Genomic DNA, 19446 nt, shown 5'->3' on the forward strand with positions numbered 1-19446 from the left:
CTCGCGTGCCCTTATCGGCATGACGCCGATGGGCCACGCCCGTGTTGCGATTTTACATCAACTTTCGACGGCGTGTCACGCGAATATCCAGATCGGTGATCTTCTTGCGCAAAGTATTGCGGTTGATGCCGAGCAGGTCGGCGCATTTGGCCTGATTGCCGCCGGTCGCGTCCAGCGCGATCTCGATCAGCGGAAGCTCCACCTCGCGCAGAATCCGGGCGTAAAGGCCCGGCGGCGGCAACACCCCGCCATGCAGATCAAAGTAGCGCCGCAAGTGTTTGGCGACCGAGGAAGAAAGCTTTTCGCCCTCGCCGCCGCCGACCAGCGGCTCGATCTCGGGTTGCGAGCCCAGCACCGCCTCGACCTCGTGGCGTGAAATCACGTCTTCGGAGCTTGTGACCAGCAGATGGCGGATCGTGTTTTCCAGCTGTCGCACATTGCCCGGCCAGCTGTAGGCGCGGATCAGATCCATCGCGTCATCGGCGAATCGGCGCGGCGACAGCCCGTCGCGTTCGGCGCGGGCCAGGAAATGCTCGGCCAGCAGCGGGATGTCATCGACCCGTTCGCGCAGCGAGGGCACGTTCACCGTGACCCCGCCCAGCCGGTAGAACAGATCCTGCCGGAACTGCCCCTCTTCCATCCGGCCCATCAGATCGGTCTGCGATGTGGCCATGATGCGCGGGGCGTTGTCGCCGAACCCGTCGAGCATCCGCACGATCCGCGCCTGGGTGTCGGCATCCAGATCCGACACTTCATCGAACAGGATGGAGCCGCCGCGCGCCCGCGCCAGCAATTCCGACGGGCCGTCGATGCCCGTCAGATCCGCCGCCGAGGCAGTGACGAAGGGCAGCGTGCGCCGGTCGGAAAAATCGTGGATCGCACGGGCGATCAGGGATTTTCCGGTACCGCTTTCGCCGGTGATCAGAACCGCCAGATCGGTGTTCATCACCCGCGCCACCAGCCGGTAGAGCGCCTGCATCTGCGGCGTGCGGCCCACCAGCGGCAGGTCGTCCGACGGTTCGGCGGCCACCTCGTGGCGCGGGCTGGGCGCGCGGCGCTTGGCCTCCAGCGCGCGGGCCGCCCGTTTCATCAGATCGGGCAGATCGAACGGTTTGGGCAGGTAATCATAGGCCTCGGCCTCGGCCGCCTGAATCGCGGTCATGATCGTGTTTTGCGCGGAAATCACGATCACCGGCAGGCCCGGCCGCTCTTGCGAGATGCGCGGCAGGGCGTCGAGCCCGTTGCCATCGGGCATGACCACGTCCGAGATCACCAGATCGCCCTTGCCCTCCTCGACCCAGCGCATCAGCGTCATCAGCGATGATGTCGCATGCACCTTGCACCCGGCGCGGGTCAGCGCCTGGGTCAGAACCGTGCGGATCGTGCGATCGTCATCCGCGACCAGAACAGTGCCATCCATCAGTAATCCTCCGACCGGTGTGTCGTTGTCATGTCTTGGGCTCCTCGACCTTGGTCTTGGCGTTTTTCTTCGGGGCAATGGGCAGCGAGATGCGGAACACAGTGCGCCCCGGCGCGGACTCGACCGCGACCAGCCCGTCGTGGTCCGATATGATCTTCGACACCAGCGCCAGGCCCAGCCCGGTGCCGTTCTCGCGCCCTGAAACGAACGGGTCGAAAATGTCGCCGGCGATCTCCTTGGGCAGGCCCGGACCATCGTCAATGATCTCGACCTGAAGCGGTACCGGCAGGCCGGACCCGTCATCGCGGCGACGGCGCAGCGACTGGTCATAGAAGGTGCGCATCGTGATCGTTCCGCCCTCGCCGCTGCGGCCGATGGCCTCGGCGGCGTTTTTCAGGAGGTTCAGGAACACCTGCAAAAGCTGATCGCCATCGGCCCAGGTCGGCGGCAGCGACGGGTCATAAGCCTCCACGATCTTCAGCCGGGACGCAAAGCCGACCGTTGCCGATTTGCGCACGCGGTCCAGGATATCATGCAGGTTCACCGGCTTGCATTGCGGCGGGCGCAGGTTGCCGAACTGCTCCACCTGTTCCAGCAGCTTCACGATGCGGCGGCTTTCGGCCACGATCAGATCGGTCAGCTCCAGATCCCCGTCGCTCAGGTTCATCGACAAAAGCTGCGCCGCGCCGGTGATACCGGCCAGCGGGTTCTTGATTTCATGGGCCAGCATCTCGGCCATGCCGATCGCCGACTTTGCGGCCGATTTCGACGATTGCGCGCGGCCCAGCCGCTCTGCGATCTCGCGCGGCGAGATCAGCATCAGGATGGTGCCCTCATCCTCGCGCAGCGGCGCGATCTGGATGTTGCACTGAACCGGCGGGCGGCGCGGGGCCGAAACCTCGACATCGTTGATCACCAGCTCGGAATGGTTGTTGCGCACCCGGTCAAAGGCTTCGTCGAGCAGGGTGTCGACCGTGACCCGTTCCCACACTTTCGCGCCGCGCAGCGAGCGGATGGATTTGTTGACGAACTGCTCGGCCGCCGGGTTGATCTCGCGTATCCGGTTGTCGCGATCCAGGATGAACGCGGGCAGCGGCAGGGCCGACCATATGATGTCACGCTCGGTGGTCATGCGGCCTGACGCACGCCGCCGGCAAGCGCGTCCTTCAGCAGCGTCAGAACGCGCCGGGGCGAGGGTTCGGTCAGCACCGCGCGGCGCAGCCCGGCGGGCGTGCCTGCTTCGTCCATGTACCAGCCCAGGTGCTTGCGGGCGACGCGGGTGCCCAGGGCGTTGCCGTAAAAGGCGAGCATCGCCTCGTAATGGCCCGAGACCATGCTGTAAAACGCGTGCCCCCGCAGTGGCTGCGGCCCCTGCACGCCGGACAGTGCCGCAGCGATCTGCGCCAGTTGCCAGGGCCGCCCCTGCGCCCCCCGCCCGACCATCACGCCATCGGCGCCCGACAGCGCCAGCGCCTGTCGCGCGGTCTCGGCATCGACGATATCGCCATTGGCCACCACCGGCACGCCGACCGCATCGCGCACCGCGCGGATCGCGGCCCAGTCGGCCCGGCCCTTGTAGAACTGGCAGCGTGTGCGCCCGTGGATGGTGATCATCCGCACCCCGGCCGCCTCTGCCCGCCGCGCCAGATCGGGCGCGTTCAGGCAGGCGTCATCCCAGCCCAGCCGGGTTTTCAGCGTCACGGGAATCGACACGGCGCCCACAACCGCCTCGATCAGGCGCAACGCGTGATCGGGGTCGCGCATCAGCGCCGAGCCGGAGTAGCCGTTCACCACCTTCTTGGCCGGGCAGCCCATGTTGATGTCGATGATCCGGGCGCCGTTGGCCTGGACCTTGCGCGCGGCCTCGGCCATCCAATGTGCCTCGCGCCCGGCAAGCTGCACGGCGGTGTTGGCCGAGCCGAAACCGAGCTCCGCCCGTTCGCGCACGCCGGGCTTGGCCTGCACCATTTCCTGGCTCGCCACCATCTCGCTCACGACCAGCCCGGCCCCGAAAGACGAGACCAGATCGCGAAACGGCAGATCCGTGATCCCCGCGAGCGGCGCGAGGAGAACGGGCGGGTCGAGGGTGATATTCGCCAATCGAATGGCCAACTGCTTAATCCTTGTGCAATTAACGTTCGAGGTAGTTCTCATTCCCGGTAAATGCAATTGCACTGGCCAAAGAACGGGCGCGGAATCATACTGTGCCTGTTTTTTACTCATTATGAATGACCATTTTGCGGCATTGCCCCCCCCGGCGGCAGCACGTACACGGGAAAGAGCAAAACGGGAGACGTGATGAAGACCGCCGCCATCATCGTGGCCGCCGGGCGCGGCACCCGCGCAGGCGGGGATATTCCCAAGCAATACCAGATGCTTCGGGGGGTGCCTGTGCTTGCGCGCTCGGTTGCTGCCTTCGCGGCGCATCCGGGTGTCTCGCAGATCATCGTGGTGGTGAATTCCCAGGATGACGCGCTTTTCAGCGAAACGCTCGGGGAAGGATCACGTAACGTCACGCTTGTTCATGGCGGCGCAAGTCGCGGCCAGTCTGTCCGGGCCGGGCTGGAGGCGGTCACGCCGGGAATCGATGCGGTTCTGATCCATGACGGCGCGCGGCCGCTGGTCAGCGCCGAGGTGATCGGGCGCGTGCTGGCGGCGCTGGAGCACGGCCCGGGTGCCGCCCCCGCCCTGCCCGTCACCGATGCGCTGTGGCGCGGCGCGCAGGGGCGCGTACGTGCCCCGGAACCGCGCGACGGGCTCTACCGGGCCCAGACGCCGCAGGGATTCCGGCTGGCGGCGATCCGCGCCGCCCATGCCGCCCACCCCGGCGGGGCCGCCGATGATGTAGAGGTGGCGCTGGCTGCCGGGCTTGACGTGGCGATCGTCGAGGGGGATGAAAACAACCTCAAGATCACCCATCCCGCCGATTTCGCCCGCGCCGAACGGCTGTTGCAGGAGGATGCCATGGATATTCGCGCCGGCAACGGGTTCGACGTGCACCGTTTCGGCCCCGGCGATGCGGTCACGCTGTGCGGCGTCAGCATTCCGCACGGGCGCGGCCTGCAGGGGCATTCGGATGCCGATGTGGGCATGCATGCGGTTACCGATGCGATCTATGGCGCGCTCGGGATGGGCGATATCGGCCAGCATTTCCCGCCCTCCGATCCGCAATGGAAGGGCGCGGCCAGCCATATCTTTCTGGATCACGCCGTCGCGCTGGCCCGCGCGCGGGGCTTTGCCCTGACCCATGCCGACGTCACCCTGATTTGCGAACACCCGAAGATCGGCCCGCATGCGCCTGCGATGAAAGCGGAAATGGCCCGCATCATGGGGCTGGAGCCGGACCGGGTCAGCGTAAAGGCGACCACGTCGGAGCGGCTGGGGTTCACCGGCCGCGAGGAAGGCATCGCCGCCCTGGCAACCGCAACATTGGTGAAACCATGATCCGTTTCGTGACCACATTCTGCTATGTCGGTCGGCTGCGCCCGGCGCCCGGCACCTGGGGCTCGGCCGTGGCGGTGGCGCTGGCGCTGCTGCTGCATGGGCTGGGGGGCTTTCCGCTGCTGGCCCTCGCCACGCTCGCCGTCACCGTTCTGGCCTTCTGGGCGGTGGCCCGTGACATTGCCGGGCGCGTCGACAAGGACCCGTCGGAGATCGTGATTGACGAGGTCGCGGGCCAGTGGCTGGCGATGCTGGCCCCGTCGCTCGGGTTCTGGATGGCCGGGCTGGACGGCTGGAATTTCCCTTGGCCGGGCTGGGTCGGGGCCTTCGTGCTGTTCCGGCTGTTCGACATCTGGAAACCGGGGCCGGTGGGCTGGGCCGACCGGCGCAGCGGCACCGCGGGGGTTATGCTGGATGATCTGATCGCCGGTGCCCTTGCCGGGCTCGGGGTGATTCTGGCGGCAGGGCTTTATCACGGGGTGCTGATGCGATGACGCTGGGCCCCGCCACCACGCTGCTGGAGCTTGCCCGCGCGCGCGGCGTGATGATCGCCACGGCGGAATCCTGTACCGGCGGGCTGATCGCCGGGGCGATCACCGATGTGGCGGGATCGTCGGATGTGTTCGACCGGGGGTTCGTGACCTATTCCAACGCGGCCAAGACCCAGATGCTGAACGTGCGCGCGGCGACGCTGGCCACCCATGGCGCGGTGTCGGAGCAGGTCGCGGCCGAGATGGCGGAAGGGGCGCTGGCGCGTTCGGATGCGGCGCTGGCCGTTTCGGTCACCGGGATAGCCGGGCCCGGCGGATCGGAGCACAAGCCCGAGGGGCGGGTCTGTTTCGGGCTGGCGCGGGACGGCGCGCCCACGCGCAGCGAAACGGTCGATTTCGGCGCGATTGGCCGGGGCAATGTGCGCCGCGCCACGGTGGAACATGCGCTTGGCCTGTTGGTGGCGGCGCTGCGCGACATGGGCTGAGCGGGCGCCGCGAAGAGATTTTTGCCTCCGGCGGGGATATTTTCGGAAAGATGAAGGGGCTGATCAGCCATTCGGCTGGCCGTAGAGCTGCGCGGCGCGGGATTCGAATGCCTTGACGACGCGCAGCATCGCTTCGTGGAACACGACGCCGATGACGCCTTGCAGGATCCGGTTGCGGAATTCGAAATCGACGAAGAAATCCACCTCGCAGCCGCCCTCGTCGAGATCGCGGAACGCCCAGGTCGATTTCATGTGGCGGAAAGGACCATCCAGGTATTCGGTGTCGATCCGTTGTGCTTCGGGCCAGAGCGTGACGCGGCTGCCGAATTTTTCGCGGAAGACCTTGAAGGAGATGACCAGATCGGCCTCCATCACCTCGCCCCCCGGGATCGGGCTGCGCGAGCGGATGCGCGCCGCGGCTGTCCAGGGCAGGAAATCCGGATAGGCGGCGACATCGGCGACCAGATCATACATCTGTGCGGCGGAATACGGCAGTTTGCGAGTCTCGGAATGGGTCGGCATGGGCAATCTTTGCTGATAACAGTGAGGCGTCATTTCGACCACCGAGCCGGAGAAATCAAGAGATTGCCATGCCTGAAAGACCTTATGTCATAGATGAAATGATCTCGGCCAAGACGATCGCCGCGCGGATCGAGGCGCTGGCGCAGGAGATACGGCTCTCTTTCGCGGGTACTGACAAGCTGATCCTGGTGGGGCTGTTGCGCGGCTCGTTCGTGTTTATCGCCGATCTGGTGCGCGAGCTGGACCTGCCGGTGGAGGTGGATTTCCTCGAGGCCTCTTCCTACGGGGACGCCATGCAAAGCGCGCGCGAGGTGCGTATCCTGAAGGATCTGCGCGGCGAGATTTCGGGGCGCGATGTTCTGGTGGTGGAAGATATCGTCGATACCGGATTTACCCTGTCGCATGTGGTGCATCTCCTGGAAGGCCGTCAGCCGCGGCGGCTGGAGACGATCGCCCTGCTGGACAAGCCGTCGCGCCGGGAGGTGCCGGTGAGGGCGAGTTGGACGGGGTTCGAGATTCCGGATGAATTCGTCGTCGGCTATGGCATCGACTTTGCCCAACGCAACCGCAACCTGCCCTATATCGGCAAGGTGAGGTTCATCGAATGAATCCGCGCTGGTTTTTGCGCATGGCCCGCTGGGCCCGGAACCCGCCCGGTGAAAAACGGGTAAAGCTGGTGCTGGGGGTCATCGCCCTGTGCCTGGCGCTGCTGGCGGTCGAGCGGTTTGTCGGCTGGCCGGACTGGCTGACCGTTGACGGCACGCGGGGTGGCCGCTGGTGACATAGCTAGAGCGTGTCTTCGAGCTGACGCCAGAGCCTGACCAGCGAGGGTTTCCGGTTTTCGCTGTCGCGGTAGAGCCGGATTTCCAGTGATGTGGCATAGGAGGGATCTGCGGCAAGGCAGAGCGTGCCGTTCTGGATTTCGGATTTGCACAGTTCTTCGGGCAGCCAGCCCATGCCGAAATCCTCCTGGATCATCGCCTTGATGCCCACCGCGAGGCCGTTGTGGTTGACCACCAGCACATTGGGCCGTGTCAGCTGTTGGCGCAGCACATGTTCGACGACCGAGCTGAGCACCGACGCCGAGCCGTAGCCCAGAAGCGGTACCGATGTGCCGCCGCGCGCCGGCAGGCGATAGCGCGGGCTTCCGTCGGGCTCGGGGCGTGACACGGGCAGGAACCGGTCGTTCGACAGGGTCAGGTAATCGCATTTTGACACTTCGAGCGGCGACAGGAAATCCATGGCCGGGTGCCAGTAGGTCAGGATCACGTCACAATAATGCTGTTGCAGCGCCGTCACGAACTGATCCGCGGCCCAGGCGGTGGAGTTGAGATCTATGTCGATGCCGCCCGCCTTTACCAGCGGCGCGATGCGCGACTTGTAATGGGTCAGGTAGAGCGACTGGGTGGTGGCGAAGCGGATCACGTCGCTGTCGGCGGCGTCGATGATCTGGCAGCGCTCGATGGTTTCGGCATAGGTTTTGAGGATGCGTTGGGCCTGAACCAGGAAAAGCTCGCCCGCCGGCGTCAGCGACAGCGGCAGGGTTTCGCGGTTGATCAGGCTGACCCCCACCTCGGCCTCCAGAATGCGGATGCGGCGGCTGAAGGCGGGTTGGCTGACGTGGCGGTCTTCCGCCGCGCGCGAGAAATTCTTCAGCGCGGCCAAAGACTCGAAGTCCTTTAACCAGAGAATATCCAATCGACTGTCCTACCGCAGGGGCGCGCCTGTCACCCTAACCTGTCTTCCTCGACCGCATGACAGGCCACGAGGGCGCCGTCAGGCTGCCGCAGCGGGCGCGGTTGTTCGGCGCCACACCGATCATTGGCATAGCTGCAGCGCGATTTGAAGGGACAGCCTGTCGGCATGTTGATCGGGGTCGGGATTTCTCCGCGCAGGCGGATGTGGTTGGGGTGATCGTCCTTCAGCTGCGGCACGGCGCTGAGCAGGGCCTTGGTATAGGGATGGCGGGGGTTCGCGAAGAGCGTGGCGGTATCGGCCAGTTCACACAGCGTTCCGAGATAGAGCACGGCGACCCGCGTGCCGAAATGCTGCACCACCGACAGATCGTGGGTGATGAACAGATAGGTCAGGCCGCGTTCGTCCTTGGCCTCCAGCATCAGGTTCAGCACCTGCGCCTGGATCGACACGTCAAGCGCCGAGATCGGTTCATCGGCGACCACGAAGTCAGGATCGACGGTCAGGGCGCGGGCGATGGCGATGCGCTGGCGCTGACCGCCGGAAAACTCGTGCGGATAGCGTTTGGCCCAGTTCGGGTCGACGCCGACCGCGCGCATCACCTCGGCCACCTTGTCTTCGACCTGCGCGCGCGGCAGGCCGTGGAAATGGTTGCGCACCGGTTCCTCGAGCGTCTGCTGGATCGTCATCCGCGGGTTCAGCGACGCATAGGGGTTTTGAAAGATCATCTGCATCTTGCGGCGGAACGGCCGCAGTGCCCGGCCCGAAAGCGTGTCGATCCGGGTGCCGTCGTAATGCACCGAGCCGGAGCTGGGCGTCAGCAGGCCGGCGATAAGCCGAGCCACGGTGGATTTGCCGCAGCCTGACTCCCCGACCACGCACAGCGCCTCGCCCCGCGCGATGCCAAGCGAGACGTCGTTGACGGCATGTACCTCGCGCCGCTCGCGGGTGATGTGGCCCTTGCGGAACCGAAGCGTTTCGAGAAACCCCTGATCCAGCGCGAAGCGTTTTTCCAGATGCCTGATCTCCAGCAGCGGCTGGCCGATGTCATCGCCTCTCATGCGGTTTGTTCCTCGGTCTCGGTATCGCGGTTCATGCGCTGCACCTCATGGCAGGCCACTTCGACCGGCCCCACCCTGACCAGCTCGGGGATCGTGGTGCGGCAGCGGTCGACGGTATATTCGCAGCGCGGGTTGAACGGGCAACCCGGCGGGATGGCCGACAGCGCCGGCATGTTGCCGGGGATCTGTTTCAGCCGCTCGCCCGGCAGCGTCTGTTGCGGCAGCGCCTTGATCAGGCCCTGGGTATAGGGGTGCTGCGGATCGTTGATGATGGCGCGGGTGCGGCCGCTTTCGATGATCCGCCCGGCATACATCACCAGGGTGCGCTCGGTCATCTGCGACACCACGCCAAGGTCATGGGTGATCAGGATCAGGCTGACGTTGTTGCTCTGGCACAGCTCCAGCAGCAGCTCCATGATATCGGCCTGGATGGTCACGTCGAGCGCGGTGGTCGGCTCGTCGGCGATGATGAGCTGCGGGTCGAGCAGCAGCGCGATGGCGATGATGATGCGCTGGCGCATGCCGCCCGAAAGCTCGTGCGGGTATTGCTGCAGCCGTTCTTCGGGCGCCGGGATATAGACCTCGCGCAGCTTCGCCACCGCGATCTTCTCGGCATCCCTGCGGGTCAGGGAACGGTGCGCCTGCAACGTCTCGACCATCTGCTGGCCGATGGTCAGAACCGGGTTCAGCGTGACCATCGGATCCTGGAAGATCATGGCGATGCGGTTGCCGCGGATCGTGCGCAGCGCCTTGTCGCTCGTATGGGCCAGATCCATCCCGTCGAACATAACATGGCCGGAATCGATGAAGCCGGGGCGGCTGATCAGGTTGAGGATGGCAAAGCCGGTGATCGACTTGCCGGCGCCGGATTCGCCGACGATGCCCATCCGTTCGCCCCGGTTGAGATCGAAGGAAATGCCGTTGAGCGCGGTCACGGTCTGATCCCGCATGGCGAATTTGACGACAAGGTCGCGCACGGAAAGCAAGGACATCAGCTTATCCCTTGTAAAGCTTGGGGTTCAGCACATCGCGCAGCCAGTCGCCCAGCAGGTTGATCACAAGGACCAGAACCACCAGAACGATGCCGGGAATGGTGGTGATCCACCAGCTGCCCGAGAAGATATAATCGAACCCGCTGGAAATCAGCGAGCCCAGCGAGGGCTGCGACACCGGCATCCCCAGCCCGAGAAACGACAGCGACGCCTCTGATATGATCGCGTTGGCGACCTGCACCGTCGAGATCACGAAGATCGGCGAGATCGAGTTGGGCAGGATATGCTTGATCATGATGCGCAACGGCCCGAAGGCCAGCACCCGCGCCGCATCGACATATTCCTTGCGCTTCTCGGCCAGCACCGTGGCACGGACGGTCCGGGCGTATTGCGGCCACTCGGCCACGCCGATCACGATGACAAGAATGAACAGCGCGTATTCGTTGAAGGTTTCCGACCCGAACAGCGCCTGGCTGATGGCCAGAAAGATGATCGCCACCATCAGCGTCGAGAAAGAAAGCTGCACATCGGCCAGCCGCATCAGCAGGCTGTCCACCCTGCCCCCGACATAGCCCGCGACCAGCCCGATGGTGATGCCGAGCAGCGCCTGCACCGCCACCGCGCAGATGCCGATGATCAGCGACACCCGCGTGCCGTAGAGGATCGCGCTCCACAGATCGCGGCCCTGGGCATCGGTGCCGAACACGAACCGCGCCTCGCCGCCCTGCTCCCACGCGGGGGGCAGTTCGGAATCCAGAATGTTGAACTGGGTCATGTCATAGGGATCGAACGGGGCCAGCAGCGGCGCGAACAGCGTCGACAGCGCGATCAGCAGAAACACCGCCAGGCTGACGATCGCCACCGGGTTGCGCCGGAAGCTGTAGGCGATGTTCGAGTGCCACATCTTTTGCATGCGGGTCTTTTCGGGATTGGTGCTCAGGTTGCTCATGCGCCCATCCTCGCCAGTTTCACGGTCGGGTTGACCAGCCCGTAGATCAGATCGACGATCGTGTTGGTGACCACGAAGATGAAGCCGACCACGATCAGATAGGCCACGATCAGCGGAGTATCGACGCGGTTGACCGCTTCAAGGAACATGAACCCCATGCCGGGCCACTGAAACACGGTTTCGGTCAGGATCGTATAGGCGACCATGGTGCCGATCTGCACCCCGCCGACCGTGATCACCGGCAACAGCGTGTTCTTCAGCGCATGGACGAACCAGATGCGGCGCGGGCGCAGGCCCTTGGCCCAGGCAAAGCGCACGTATTCGCTTTGCAGCGTCTCCATCATCTCTGACCGGATCAGCCGGATGAACAGCGGCAGCATGATCGAGGCCAGCGCGGCCGAGGGCAGCAGGATATGCTTCCAGCCGTCCCATGTCAGGAAATTGGTCGACCAGTAGCCGAACACATGCACCACGTCGCCACGCCCGTAGGACGGCAGGATGCGCATCTCGACCGAGAAAACAAAGATCATCAGGATCGCGGTCAGGAACACGGGCACCGAAATGCCGATGATGCTGAACCCCATGATGACGCGGCTGAAAATGGAGTGCGGCCGGATCGCGGTAAAGACGCCAAGCGGCACCGACAGGCCGATGATGATGAACGTGGCGCCCAGCACCAGTTCCAGCGTCGCCGGCAGCTTTTTCAGGATCACCTCAAGTGCGGGTTCCTTGAAGAAATACGAGGTGCCCAGATCGCCGCGCATCGCCTTTTTGGCGAACCGGCCGTATTGCACCAGGAAACTGTCGTTCAGCCCCAGCTCGTCGCGCAACTGCTCGCGCACCTCTTCGGACACGGACTGACCGACGAGTTCGCGCAGCGGATCTCCCAGATTGTCCTGTATGGAAAAGCTTATCAGCGAGATGACAAACATCACCACCGCGGCCTGAAAGACCCGTTTGACGAGATAGGCGAACATTCGATCTTACCTTGTTGGGCGCGGATCACGGCGCGGCGGTGCGGGCGGTGATCCGTGAAAGCAGTGTGGCAGGAGGTGTGGCGGGCCGAAGCCCGCCACGTCCTGTTCTTATTCGTCGACCACGAGATCGCCGAAATAAGGGAAGTCCAGCGCATTCACGATGCTTTCGGCGTGAACGCCCTTGCGCGCGCCCCAGGCGAGGTCTTGCCAGTGCAGGGGAATGAACGCGGCCTCTTCGTAAAGGATGCCTTCCAGCTCCTGCAGCAGCGCGGTGCGCTTGGCCACATCGGTTTCGGCATTTGCCTTGGTCATCAGCGCGTCGGCCTCGGGGTTGCAGTAGTTGCCCGAGTTATACTGCCCGTCGCCGGTCTCGGCGTTGAAGCAATGGGTCAGGAACTGATGGAAGTTCGCCGAATCCTCGGTGTCCGAATGCCAGCCGATCATCATCATGTCGGCGGCACGCGCATCGAACTCGGGCCAGTACTGCGCCTTGGGCACGGTTTTCAGATCGACCTTGATCTTGATCTTCGCCAGCATCGTGGCCACCGCCTGCGCGATCTTGTCGTCGTTCACATAGCGGTTGTTCGGCGCCATCATGGTGATCTCGAAACCATCGCCATATCCGGCCTCTTCCATCAGGGCCATGGCCTTTGCCTCGTCGAAACGGGGGGTAAGGCTGGCGTCATAGCCCAGATAGCCCTCGGGGCTGGCCTGGGCGGCCACGGTGCCAAAGCCCTTCATGATGCGGTCGACGATCCCGGCGTTGTTGACGGCGTAGTCGATCGCCAGACGCACCTTGGGATCCTTGAACGCCTCGACCCGCTCCTGGTTCATCTGGAAGGTGATGATCCGGGTGCCGGACATGGTGATCAGATTGGTGCTGTCGTCGGCGTCGATCCGGGCCAGGTCGGTCGGCGGCACCGGCGCGATGAAATCGACATCGCCCGACAGCAGCGCCGCGACGCGGGTGGGATCTTCCTTGATCGGGGTCAGGGTGATGTGATCGACATTGCCCTTGCTTTCACTGTCCCAATAGCCGGGAAAGCGCTCGAACTCCACCTTCACGCCCTGCTCGCGCTCGGTGATCACATAGGGGCCGGTGCCCGAAACATTGCGCGAGGCAAAGGAATCGCCGTGCTTGACGATGGCAGCCTTGTCGTTCCCGCCGTCATCGGCGCCCGAGTAAAAGGCCGAATCCATCGGGAAGATATAGGTCGCGGTGTGCAGGACCAGCGGATAGGGCTCGCTCGTTTTCAGGTCGACGGTGTAATCGTCGACAATCTCGATGCCGGTGAAGAGATTGAAAATACCTTTGAAATCAGGGCTTTCCTTGAGGCGATCAAAGGTCCACTTCACGTCTTTCGCGGTCATTTCATTGCCCGAGTGGAACTTCACGCCCTCGCGCAGCGAAAACCGCGTTGTGGTGGGGTCGATCTGCTCCCAGCTCGTGGCCAGGCGCCCTTCGAACTGCAGATCCTGGGTCCAGCGCACCAGCGGATCGAAGACCATATGCGAAAGTTGCAGCGTGCCGCCCGAAAGCTGTTCATGCGGGTCCAGCGAAACCGGATCCGCGTCATAGGCGACCTTGATCGAGGCGGCACCCGCCCCCATCGCCAGCGCGACAGACAGCGCGCATGCCGATGCAATCGTTCCAAATAGCTTCATGATAAGCTCCCTGCTTGTTGATTTCGGGAACGATAGACACCGGGTTTTGAAGATACCAATGCCAATACTGAATAGGTGAATACAAATAACAACTCACCCCGCGGCGCGATGCAAATGGCGGCTGAATCCAGGGCAAAGCTTGGATTTCCGCCGCCTTCGCGGGCACAATCGGGCGGTTGTAGAGTCGGGCTCTGGGCTAGAAATCCAGACCCAGATCAAGGGTTCGCGCCGAATGGGTCAGCGCGCCCGAGGAAATGTAATCCACCCCGGTCGCGGCGACCTCGGCGATGCGCGGCAGTTGCATGTTGCCCGATGCCTCTGTCACCAGCCGCCCGGCCACCAGCGCCACCGCCGCGCGCAGGGTCGGCGTATCCATATTGTCCAGCAGCACCACATCGGCCCCGCCCGTGGCCAGCACGGTTTCAAGCTGATCGAGCCGGTCCACCTCGATCTCGACCCGCACCATGTGCGACGCGACCGCCTTGGCCGCCTCGAGCACTTCGCGCACACCGCCGGCGGCGGCGATGTGGTTGTCCTTGATCAGGATCGCATCCGACAGGCCGAACCGGTGGTTGAAGCCGCCGCCATGCAGCACCGCCAGCTTTTCGGCCACTCGCAGCCCCGGGGTGGTCTTGCGGGTGCAGGTGATGCGGGTGTGCGTGCCGCTGGTTTCGGCCACAAAACCCGCGGTCAGCGTGGCGATGCCGCTCAGCCGGCCGGCAAAGTTCAGTGCCACCCGCTCGGCCGACAGGATGGATGCGGCCGGGCCTGAGATCTCCATCAGCGTATCGCCGGGGTTGCAGGCCGCGCCATCGGGCAGGCGCGTGGTGACCTTCAGCGCCGGATCGACCAGACGGAACGCCAGCGCGGCGATCCGCATGCCCGACACCACCCCCGGCTCGCGCGCGTTGATCCGCGCGTCATAGGTGGTTCCGGCCGGGATCACGGCGCGGGTGGTGATATCGCCATATTGTCCCAGATCCTCCAGCAGTGCGCCGCGCACCAGCGGCTCCAGGATCAGGTCGGGCACGGTCATATGGGCAGGGGTCATACGGTTTCCTTCATTACCTTGTCGCGCAGCGCCAGCGCCTGTTTCAGCGTCAGCCGGCTGCGATGGGCCATGTCGGGGCGGGCCTCGGGGAAATCATCCCGGAAATGGCCGCCGCGCGATTCCTCGCGCATCAGGGCGCCGGCGGCGATCAGGGTCGCGGTGGCCGTCATGTTCAGAAAGCCGGGGCAATTCGCCTGTTCCGCCTCGAGCCCGGCAATCACCCGCAGCGCGGCTTTCAGCCCCGCCGCGTTGCGCACCACGCCGACGTGATCTGTCATCTCCCGGCGCAGCCTGGCCACGGCGGCGGGATCGGGGGCAACGCCGCCCGGCTGAAACGCGATCGAGACTTCGGGGCAAGCTCTGGGCACCACATCACCCAACGTTTCGGCAATGCCGTTGGCGCAGCTCCGCGCGAACACCAGCGCCTCGAGCAGCCCGTTGGAAGCAAGGCGGTTGGCGCCGTGCAGCCCGGTGGAGCTTGCCTCGCCGCAAACCCACAGGTTGCCGAGGCTGGCGCGCCCGTCGATCGCCGTGTCGATGCCGCCCATATGGTAATGCGCCGCCGCAGCCACCGGGATCGGCTCTTTCACCGGGTCGATCCCGGCGCGGGCGCAGGCTTGGGCCACAGCCGGGAACCGGGTCAGAACCTCGGTGCCAAGCGCGCCGCGCGTATCCAGCATCGGGCGGTTGCCGGCCCGGGTCTGGGCAAAGATGGCGCGCGCCACGATATCGCGGGGCGCCAGTTCCATGTCGGGGTGCAGGCCGCGCATGAACCGCTCTCCCTGCTTGTTGATCAGGGTCGCGCCCTCGCCGCGCAATGCCTCTGTCGCAAGGGGGGCCGGATCTTCGCCGATGTCCATTGCCGTGGGGTGGAACTGCACGAATTCGGCATCCGCGATCACCGCCCCTGCCCGCGCCGCCATGCCGATCACCTGACCGCGGATGCGCGGCGGATTGGTCGTCAGCGCATAGAGCCCGCCCGAGCCTCCCCCGGCGAGCAGATAGGCCGCGCCCCGGATCAGCACCGGCAAAGAGCGGGCCTCGGACGCGGTTTGAACCCAGATCCCGGTCACCACGCCGCCGTCGGTCTCCAGCCCCGAGGCCATCACCCCTTCCATCACCTGCACCGAAGGGGCGCGGCGCACCTGTGCGATCAGGGTTTCCATGATCTGGCGCCCGGCCTGATCGCCCTGCACACGCACCACGCGCGCCATGCTGTGGGCGGCCTCGCGGCTGAGCATGTAATGGCCTTCGGCATCGCGGTCGAAGGGCGTGCCAAGATCGGTCAGGTCAAGGATATAGTCGCGCGCGTCATGGGTGACATGTTCGGCCACCTTCGCGTCAACCGTGCCGGCCCCGGCCCGCACCGTGTCTTCGGCATGTTTCAGCGGGCTGTCGGCGGTATCCATCGCCGCCGCCACCCCGCCCTGCGCCCAGGCGGAGCTTGCCCCCTCGCCCAGCGTTTCCGGAGAGATGACCAGCACCGGGCGCGGCGCCAGTTTCAGCGCGGCGTAAAGCGCCCCCATGCCCGCGCCGACAATAACGATGCGATCCGTCGTGACGGGCTGTGCCATGGCCGTGCCCGTTACCGGGCCAGCGAACGGCTGAGATCGATCATCCGCTCGACCGCGAGCCGGGCCTTATCGGCCACCTCCGGCGCAACGACCACCTCTTCGGTCATCGTGTGCAGCGCGTAGAGCACCTTTTCCAGCGTGATCTTCTTCATGTAGGGGCAGATGTTGCAGGGTTTGGCGAATTCCACCTCGGGCAGGCTGTCGGCGATGTTCGAGGCCATCGAACATTCGGTGACCAGCATCGCCTTGGCCGGCTTGTGATCGCGCACCCACTGGATCATGCCGCTGGTCGAGCCGGTGAAATCGGCCTCGGCCACCACATCGGGGGTGCATTCGGGATGGGCGATGATCTTGATGTCGGGGTCATGCTCGCGGTAGGCGCGCAGATCCTCGGCCGTGTAAAGCTCATGCACGATGCACGAGCCTTCCCAGAAGACGATCTTCTTTTTCGACTGGTTGGCCACGTTCTGCGCCAGATACTGATCGGGCGTCATGATTACCGTGTCGCTTTCCATCGCATCGACGATCTGCACCGCATTGGCCGAGGTACAGCAGATATCCGATGCCGCCTTCACCTCGGCGGTGGTGTTGACATAGGAAACCACCGGCGCGCCGGGATATTTGGCGCGCATCTGGGCCACGCCCTCGGCGGTGATGGATTCTGCCAGCGAGCAGCCGGCGGCGCTGTCGGGGATGAGAACCGTCTTGGCCGGGTTCAGGATTTTCGAGGTTTCGGCCATGAAATGCACGCCGCATTGCACGATCACCTCTTCCTCGACCTCGGTCGCCTTGATGGCAAGCTGCAAGCTGTCGCCGACGAAATCCGCGATGCCGTGATAAATCTCGGGCGTCATGTAGTTATGCGCCAGGATCACCGCGTCGCGTTCTTTCTTCAACTTGTTGATTTCAATTACATATGGCGCGAATATCGCCCAATCGGCGGGCGTGACCACTCGGTCCATCCGGTCATAGATGTCATACGTGGCCTCGGCCTTTTCGACCGACGGTTCCAGATCGTAATGCTCCGCCAGGGCGGATCGCATATTTGAAAGATCGAGCAACGGAAGTTCCCCCCTACGAAGCTTGTTCCGGCGTTATCTATACATCTTCAACGGTTTATTCCAGTCGAATGCACATCCGGGCGTCCGGATAAGCGCGCCGGCCCTGCCGGCCCTGCCGTTACGGCACCCGGCCCGGCTCAGTCGATCAGGTAGGTGGTGATCAGGCCGATGCCCTTGACTTCGTGATCGCGCGCATGCGCGGGGCCGGCGTCCTCTCCCAGCGCCCGAAGCGTCTGGCCCGAAATCTGTATCCGCCCGGCCATGCCCGTGGTTTCCAGCCGGCTGGCCAGGTTAACGGTTTCGCCCCAGACATCGTAGACAAAGCGCTTGCGGCCAATCAGCCCGGCCACCACGGGCCCCGAATGCACGCCCACGCGCACCTTCAGGTCGGGGTCCAGCCCCAGCCCTCTGGCCATGGACCGGATCAGATCACGCGAAAAGGCGATGGCGGCGCGGGCGTGATCGGGGCGCGGATCGGGCACGCCGGCGGCGGCCATATAGGCATCGCCGATCGTCTTGATCTTGTCGATTCCGTGCTTTTCGGCCAGATCGTCGAATTCCGAGAACAGCACCGCGAGCTGCTGCAACAGCATCGAGGGATCGGTCCGCGCCACCAGCGGGGTGAAATCGACGATATCGGCAAAGATGATGCTGACATCGTCGAACCGGTCGGCGATCTGGGCCTCGCCGTCGTTCAGCCGCCGGATCACCGGCGCCGGCAGCACCGCGTGAAGCAGCGCATCCGCGCGATCCTTTTCATGCTGGATCCGGGCGGTGAATTCCTTTTCCCGCTCGCGCAGGCGGAACCGTTCGAGGCAGGCCTCCACCCGGGCATGCAACAGCACCGGGTCGACCGGTTTCGGCAGATAATCCTCGGCCCCCGCCGCGATACATTTCACGATCGCGGCTGTTTCGTTCAGGCCTGAAATCATCACCACGGGCATATCGCGCCAGGTCGCGTCGCCCTTGAGCAGCCCGAGCAGCTCGATCCCGTTCATGTCGGGCATCAGAATATCCACGAGCGCCAGATCGAAACGTTCCTCGGCCAGGGTTTCGAACGCATCGCGTGCCGAACCGGCGGTGCGCACCACATGGCCCTTGCGCCGAAGCTGACGGGCCAGAATCTCTCTGTTCGCCGGTTCATCATCGACGATCAGGATGCGGCCGGTTTCCCGTGCCTCCGAGGATGCCGACTTGCGCAGGGTGCGTTCCAGATCCTCGGCCAGCCGCGTGTCGCTGTCTTCGCCGATCTCCGCCCCCGGATCGGCGCGGGACATATCGACCAGCGTTTCGATCTGCGCCAGCAGGCGGCGCGCCTCGGACAAAACGGTGTTGATGTCGGCGCAGGCGGTATCGCCCAGATCGACGGCGAAATCTTCCAGCACCATCTCGGAATAACCGAGGATCGCGTTGATCGGGGTGCGCAGATCGTGGCGCAGGCGGGCCTCCGTCTCTTCGCCGCCGCCCAGATCGACCTCGCCGCGCAGGATGGCGTGCACAAGCTGCTGAAGCGCGCGGGCCGCGCCCAGAACCTTTTCCAGATCCTCCCGCGCCTCTGCCGGGCCGCTCTGGCGCAGCTCTTCTAGGATCAGCGTCTGATACCCCAGGATCGCCTCGGCCGGGCCGGCGATCTTCTGCGCGACCCGTGTCGCCAGCGCCAGTGTGCCGATCCGCCCGGTGCTCATCACCTGCCCTACCGTTTCAGAAGGATGCTGATCTTTTCCAGCAACCCCGGCAGCTCGATCGGCTTGGTGTAATAATCGTCACACCCGGCCTGAAGCGCCTTTTCCCGGTCGCTGGCCATGGCATGGGCCGTCAGAGCGATCACCGGAATCCGCGCCGTGGCGGCGTTGGACTTGAGCCGGCGCGTCGCCTCCCACCCGTCGATGACGGGCAGGCTCATGTCCATCAGGATGAGATCGGGCAGGATACTGGCCGCAGCCTCGACACCCGCCTGCCCGTCCCGTGCCGCTTCGATGTCAAAGCCCTTGCGCTTGAGCCGGCGCGACAGCATGTCCAGGTTCATGTCGTTGTCTTCAACGATCAGGATTGTCGTCATGGT

20 protein-coding genes are annotated in these 19446 nt (G+C 64.6%); 5 read left to right on the forward strand and 15 right to left on the reverse strand.

Going from position 1 to position 19446, the window contains the following annotated elements; translation table 11 throughout:
- Nucleotides 1–52: 52 nt before the first annotated feature.
- From TQ29_RS08990 to dusB, 3 genes are read right to left on the reverse strand one after another with little or no spacing between them, the layout of a single operon-like run.
- Nucleotides 53–1420 (reverse strand): sigma-54-dependent Fis family transcriptional regulator, encoded by a 1368-nt coding sequence (locus TQ29_RS08990; protein WP_037206750.1) that lies wholly within the window; start codon nucleotides 1418–1420, stop codon nucleotides 53–55.
- A 28-nt stretch (nucleotides 1421–1448) separates the two neighbouring features.
- Nucleotides 1449–2552 carry a nitrogen regulation protein NR(II) gene (locus TQ29_RS08995; protein ID WP_054538867.1) on the reverse strand — a complete coding sequence of 368 codons (1104 nt, stop codon included), beginning with the start codon at nucleotides 2550–2552 and terminating at the stop codon, nucleotides 1449–1451.
- Complete coding sequence (gene dusB / locus TQ29_RS09000; protein ID WP_082386588.1) at nucleotides 2549–3574, reverse strand: tRNA dihydrouridine synthase DusB; 1026 nt, start codon at nucleotides 3572–3574, stop codon at nucleotides 2549–2551. The genes TQ29_RS08995 and dusB overlap by 4 nt, the downstream gene beginning before the upstream one ends.
- Nucleotides 3575–3718: 144 nt before the next feature.
- Between dusB and TQ29_RS09005 the strand changes: the two genes are divergently transcribed.
- Genes TQ29_RS09005 through TQ29_RS09015 form a run of 3 tightly spaced genes read left to right on the forward strand, consistent with a single transcriptional unit; the run spans nucleotide 3719 to nucleotide 5837 of the window.
- Nucleotides 3719–4864 (forward strand): bifunctional 2-C-methyl-D-erythritol 4-phosphate cytidylyltransferase/2-C-methyl-D-erythritol 2,4-cyclodiphosphate synthase, encoded by a 1146-nt coding sequence (locus tag TQ29_RS09005; RefSeq protein WP_054538869.1) that lies wholly within the window; start codon nucleotides 3719–3721, stop codon nucleotides 4862–4864.
- Nucleotides 4861–5355, forward strand: a complete 495-nt coding sequence (locus TQ29_RS09010) for a phosphatidylglycerophosphatase A (RefSeq protein ID WP_054538870.1) — start codon at nucleotides 4861–4863, stop codon at nucleotides 5353–5355. The genes TQ29_RS09005 and TQ29_RS09010 overlap by 4 nt, the downstream gene beginning before the upstream one ends.
- Complete coding sequence (locus TQ29_RS09015) at nucleotides 5352–5837, forward strand: CinA family protein (RefSeq protein ID WP_054538871.1); 486 nt, start codon at nucleotides 5352–5354, stop codon at nucleotides 5835–5837. The genes TQ29_RS09010 and TQ29_RS09015 overlap by 4 nt, the downstream gene beginning before the upstream one ends.
- A gap of 63 nt (nucleotides 5838–5900) precedes the next feature.
- Here TQ29_RS09015 and TQ29_RS09020 read toward each other — a convergent pair whose 3' ends face one another.
- The gene (locus TQ29_RS09020) at nucleotides 5901–6359 is read right to left on the reverse strand and encodes a type II toxin-antitoxin system RatA family toxin (protein WP_054538872.1); all 459 of its coding nucleotides are present in this window, start codon (nucleotides 6357–6359) and stop codon (nucleotides 5901–5903) included.
- A 68-nt stretch (nucleotides 6360–6427) separates the two neighbouring features.
- Between TQ29_RS09020 and hpt the strand changes: the two genes are divergently transcribed.
- Both hpt and TQ29_RS20945 read left to right on the forward strand, forming a co-directional pair.
- Complete coding sequence (hpt, locus tag TQ29_RS09025) at nucleotides 6428–6967, forward strand: hypoxanthine phosphoribosyltransferase (RefSeq protein ID WP_054538873.1); 540 nt, start codon at nucleotides 6428–6430, stop codon at nucleotides 6965–6967.
- On the forward strand, nucleotides 6964–7140 hold the full coding sequence (locus tag TQ29_RS20945) for a hypothetical protein (protein WP_173585962.1): 177 nt from the start codon (nucleotides 6964–6966) through the stop codon (nucleotides 7138–7140). The genes hpt and TQ29_RS20945 overlap by 4 nt, the downstream gene beginning before the upstream one ends.
- A 5-nt stretch (nucleotides 7141–7145) precedes the next feature.
- On the opposite strand, the gene TQ29_RS09030 is transcribed toward TQ29_RS20945, so the two are convergent.
- The 11 genes from TQ29_RS09030 to TQ29_RS09080 all read right to left on the reverse strand — a co-directional run bounded on the left by TQ29_RS09030 (nucleotide 7146) and on the right by TQ29_RS09080 (nucleotide 19443).
- Nucleotides 7146–8057: a LysR family transcriptional regulator gene (locus TQ29_RS09030; protein ID WP_054538874.1), complete on the reverse strand. Its 912-nt coding sequence runs from the start codon at nucleotides 8055–8057 to the stop codon at nucleotides 7146–7148.
- A 29-nt stretch (nucleotides 8058–8086) separates the two neighbouring features.
- Nucleotides 8087–9115 carry an ABC transporter ATP-binding protein gene (locus tag TQ29_RS09035; protein WP_054538875.1) on the reverse strand — a complete coding sequence of 343 codons (1029 nt, stop codon included), beginning with the start codon at nucleotides 9113–9115 and terminating at the stop codon, nucleotides 8087–8089.
- Nucleotides 9112–10107, reverse strand: coding sequence for an ABC transporter ATP-binding protein (locus tag TQ29_RS09040; protein WP_054538876.1), 996 nt, complete (start codon nucleotides 10105–10107; stop codon nucleotides 9112–9114). Before TQ29_RS09040 ends, TQ29_RS09035 begins: the two co-directional genes overlap by 4 nt.
- Nucleotides 10108–10111: 4 nt before the next feature.
- Nucleotides 10112–11056 (reverse strand): ABC transporter permease, encoded by a 945-nt coding sequence (locus TQ29_RS09045; protein WP_054538877.1) that lies wholly within the window; start codon nucleotides 11054–11056, stop codon nucleotides 10112–10114.
- Complete coding sequence (locus tag TQ29_RS09050) at nucleotides 11053–12033, reverse strand: ABC transporter permease (protein ID WP_054538878.1); 981 nt, start codon at nucleotides 12031–12033, stop codon at nucleotides 11053–11055. The genes TQ29_RS09045 and TQ29_RS09050 overlap by 4 nt, the downstream gene beginning before the upstream one ends.
- A gap of 108 nt (nucleotides 12034–12141) precedes the next feature.
- Nucleotides 12142–13698 (reverse strand): ABC transporter substrate-binding protein, encoded by a 1557-nt coding sequence (locus TQ29_RS09055; protein ID WP_054538879.1) that lies wholly within the window; start codon nucleotides 13696–13698, stop codon nucleotides 12142–12144.
- Between the two features lie 196 nt (nucleotides 13699–13894).
- Nucleotides 13895–14749 carry a carboxylating nicotinate-nucleotide diphosphorylase gene (gene nadC / locus TQ29_RS09060; RefSeq protein WP_037206719.1) on the reverse strand — a complete coding sequence of 285 codons (855 nt, stop codon included), beginning with the start codon at nucleotides 14747–14749 and terminating at the stop codon, nucleotides 13895–13897.
- A complete protein-coding gene (locus TQ29_RS09065; protein ID WP_054538880.1) occupies nucleotides 14746–16323 on the reverse strand; it encodes an L-aspartate oxidase in 1578 nt (525 codons plus the stop codon). Before TQ29_RS09065 ends, nadC begins: the two co-directional genes overlap by 4 nt.
- An 11-nt stretch (nucleotides 16324–16334) precedes the next feature.
- Nucleotides 16335–17384: a quinolinate synthase NadA gene (nadA, locus tag TQ29_RS09070; RefSeq protein ID WP_054538881.1), complete on the reverse strand. Its 1050-nt coding sequence runs from the start codon at nucleotides 17382–17384 to the stop codon at nucleotides 16335–16337.
- Between the two features lie 137 nt (nucleotides 17385–17521).
- Nucleotides 17522–19069: an adenylate/guanylate cyclase domain-containing protein gene (locus tag TQ29_RS09075; RefSeq protein WP_054538882.1), complete on the reverse strand. Its 1548-nt coding sequence runs from the start codon at nucleotides 19067–19069 to the stop codon at nucleotides 17522–17524.
- 8 nt (nucleotides 19070–19077) lie between these two features.
- Nucleotides 19078–19443: a response regulator gene (locus TQ29_RS09080; protein WP_054538883.1), complete on the reverse strand. Its 366-nt coding sequence runs from the start codon at nucleotides 19441–19443 to the stop codon at nucleotides 19078–19080.
- Nucleotides 19444–19446 lie beyond the last annotated feature (3 nt).

Origin of the sequence: Actibacterium sp. EMB200-NS6 (genome assembly GCF_001305615.1) — a bacterium.
Classification (GTDB): Bacteria; Pseudomonadota; Alphaproteobacteria; order Rhodobacterales; family Rhodobacteraceae; genus Actibacterium_A; species Actibacterium_A naphthalenivorans.

Bases quoted from the DNA above. Each gene is read 5' to 3' on its own strand.
- TQ29_RS09040 (WP_054538876.1), bottom strand. From the start codon at position 10,107: ATGTCCTTGCTTTCCGTGCGCGACCTTGTCGTCAAATTCGCCATGCGG.
- TQ29_RS09020 (WP_054538872.1), bottom strand. From the start codon at position 6,359: ATGCCGACCCATTCCGAGACTCGCAAACTGCCGTATTCCGCCGCACAG.
- TQ29_RS09075 (WP_054538882.1), bottom strand. From the start codon at position 19,069: ATGAGCACCGGGCGGATCGGCACACTGGCGCTGGCGACACGGGTCGCG.
- TQ29_RS08995 (WP_054538867.1), bottom strand. From the start codon at position 2,552: ATGACCACCGAGCGTGACATCATATGGTCGGCCCTGCCGCTGCCCGCG.
- TQ29_RS20945 (WP_173585962.1), top strand. From the start codon at position 6,964: ATGAATCCGCGCTGGTTTTTGCGCATGGCCCGCTGGGCCCGGAACCCG.
- TQ29_RS09055 (WP_054538879.1), bottom strand. From the start codon at position 13,698: ATGAAGCTATTTGGAACGATTGCATCGGCATGCGCGCTGTCTGTCGCG.
- hpt (WP_054538873.1), top strand. From the start codon at position 6,428: ATGCCTGAAAGACCTTATGTCATAGATGAAATGATCTCGGCCAAGACG.
- TQ29_RS09035 (WP_054538875.1), bottom strand. From the start codon at position 9,115: ATGAGAGGCGATGACATCGGCCAGCCGCTGCTGGAGATCAGGCATCTG.
- TQ29_RS09045 (WP_054538877.1), bottom strand. From the start codon at position 11,056: ATGAGCAACCTGAGCACCAATCCCGAAAAGACCCGCATGCAAAAGATG.
- TQ29_RS08990 (WP_037206750.1), bottom strand. From the start codon at position 1,420: ATGGATGGCACTGTTCTGGTCGCGGATGACGATCGCACGATCCGCACG.
- TQ29_RS09010 (WP_054538870.1), top strand. From the start codon at position 4,861: ATGATCCGTTTCGTGACCACATTCTGCTATGTCGGTCGGCTGCGCCCG.
- TQ29_RS09005 (WP_054538869.1), top strand. From the start codon at position 3,719: ATGAAGACCGCCGCCATCATCGTGGCCGCCGGGCGCGGCACCCGCGCA.
- TQ29_RS09080 (WP_054538883.1), bottom strand. From the start codon at position 19,443: ATGACGACAATCCTGATCGTTGAAGACAACGACATGAACCTGGACATG.
- dusB (WP_082386588.1), bottom strand. From the start codon at position 3,574: ATGAGAACTACCTCGAACGTTAATTGCACAAGGATTAAGCAGTTGGCC.
- TQ29_RS09065 (WP_054538880.1), bottom strand. From the start codon at position 16,323: ATGGCACAGCCCGTCACGACGGATCGCATCGTTATTGTCGGCGCGGGC.
- TQ29_RS09050 (WP_054538878.1), bottom strand. From the start codon at position 12,033: ATGTTCGCCTATCTCGTCAAACGGGTCTTTCAGGCCGCGGTGGTGATG.
- nadC (WP_037206719.1), bottom strand. From the start codon at position 14,749: ATGACCCCTGCCCATATGACCGTGCCCGACCTGATCCTGGAGCCGCTG.
- TQ29_RS09015 (WP_054538871.1), top strand. From the start codon at position 5,352: ATGACGCTGGGCCCCGCCACCACGCTGCTGGAGCTTGCCCGCGCGCGC.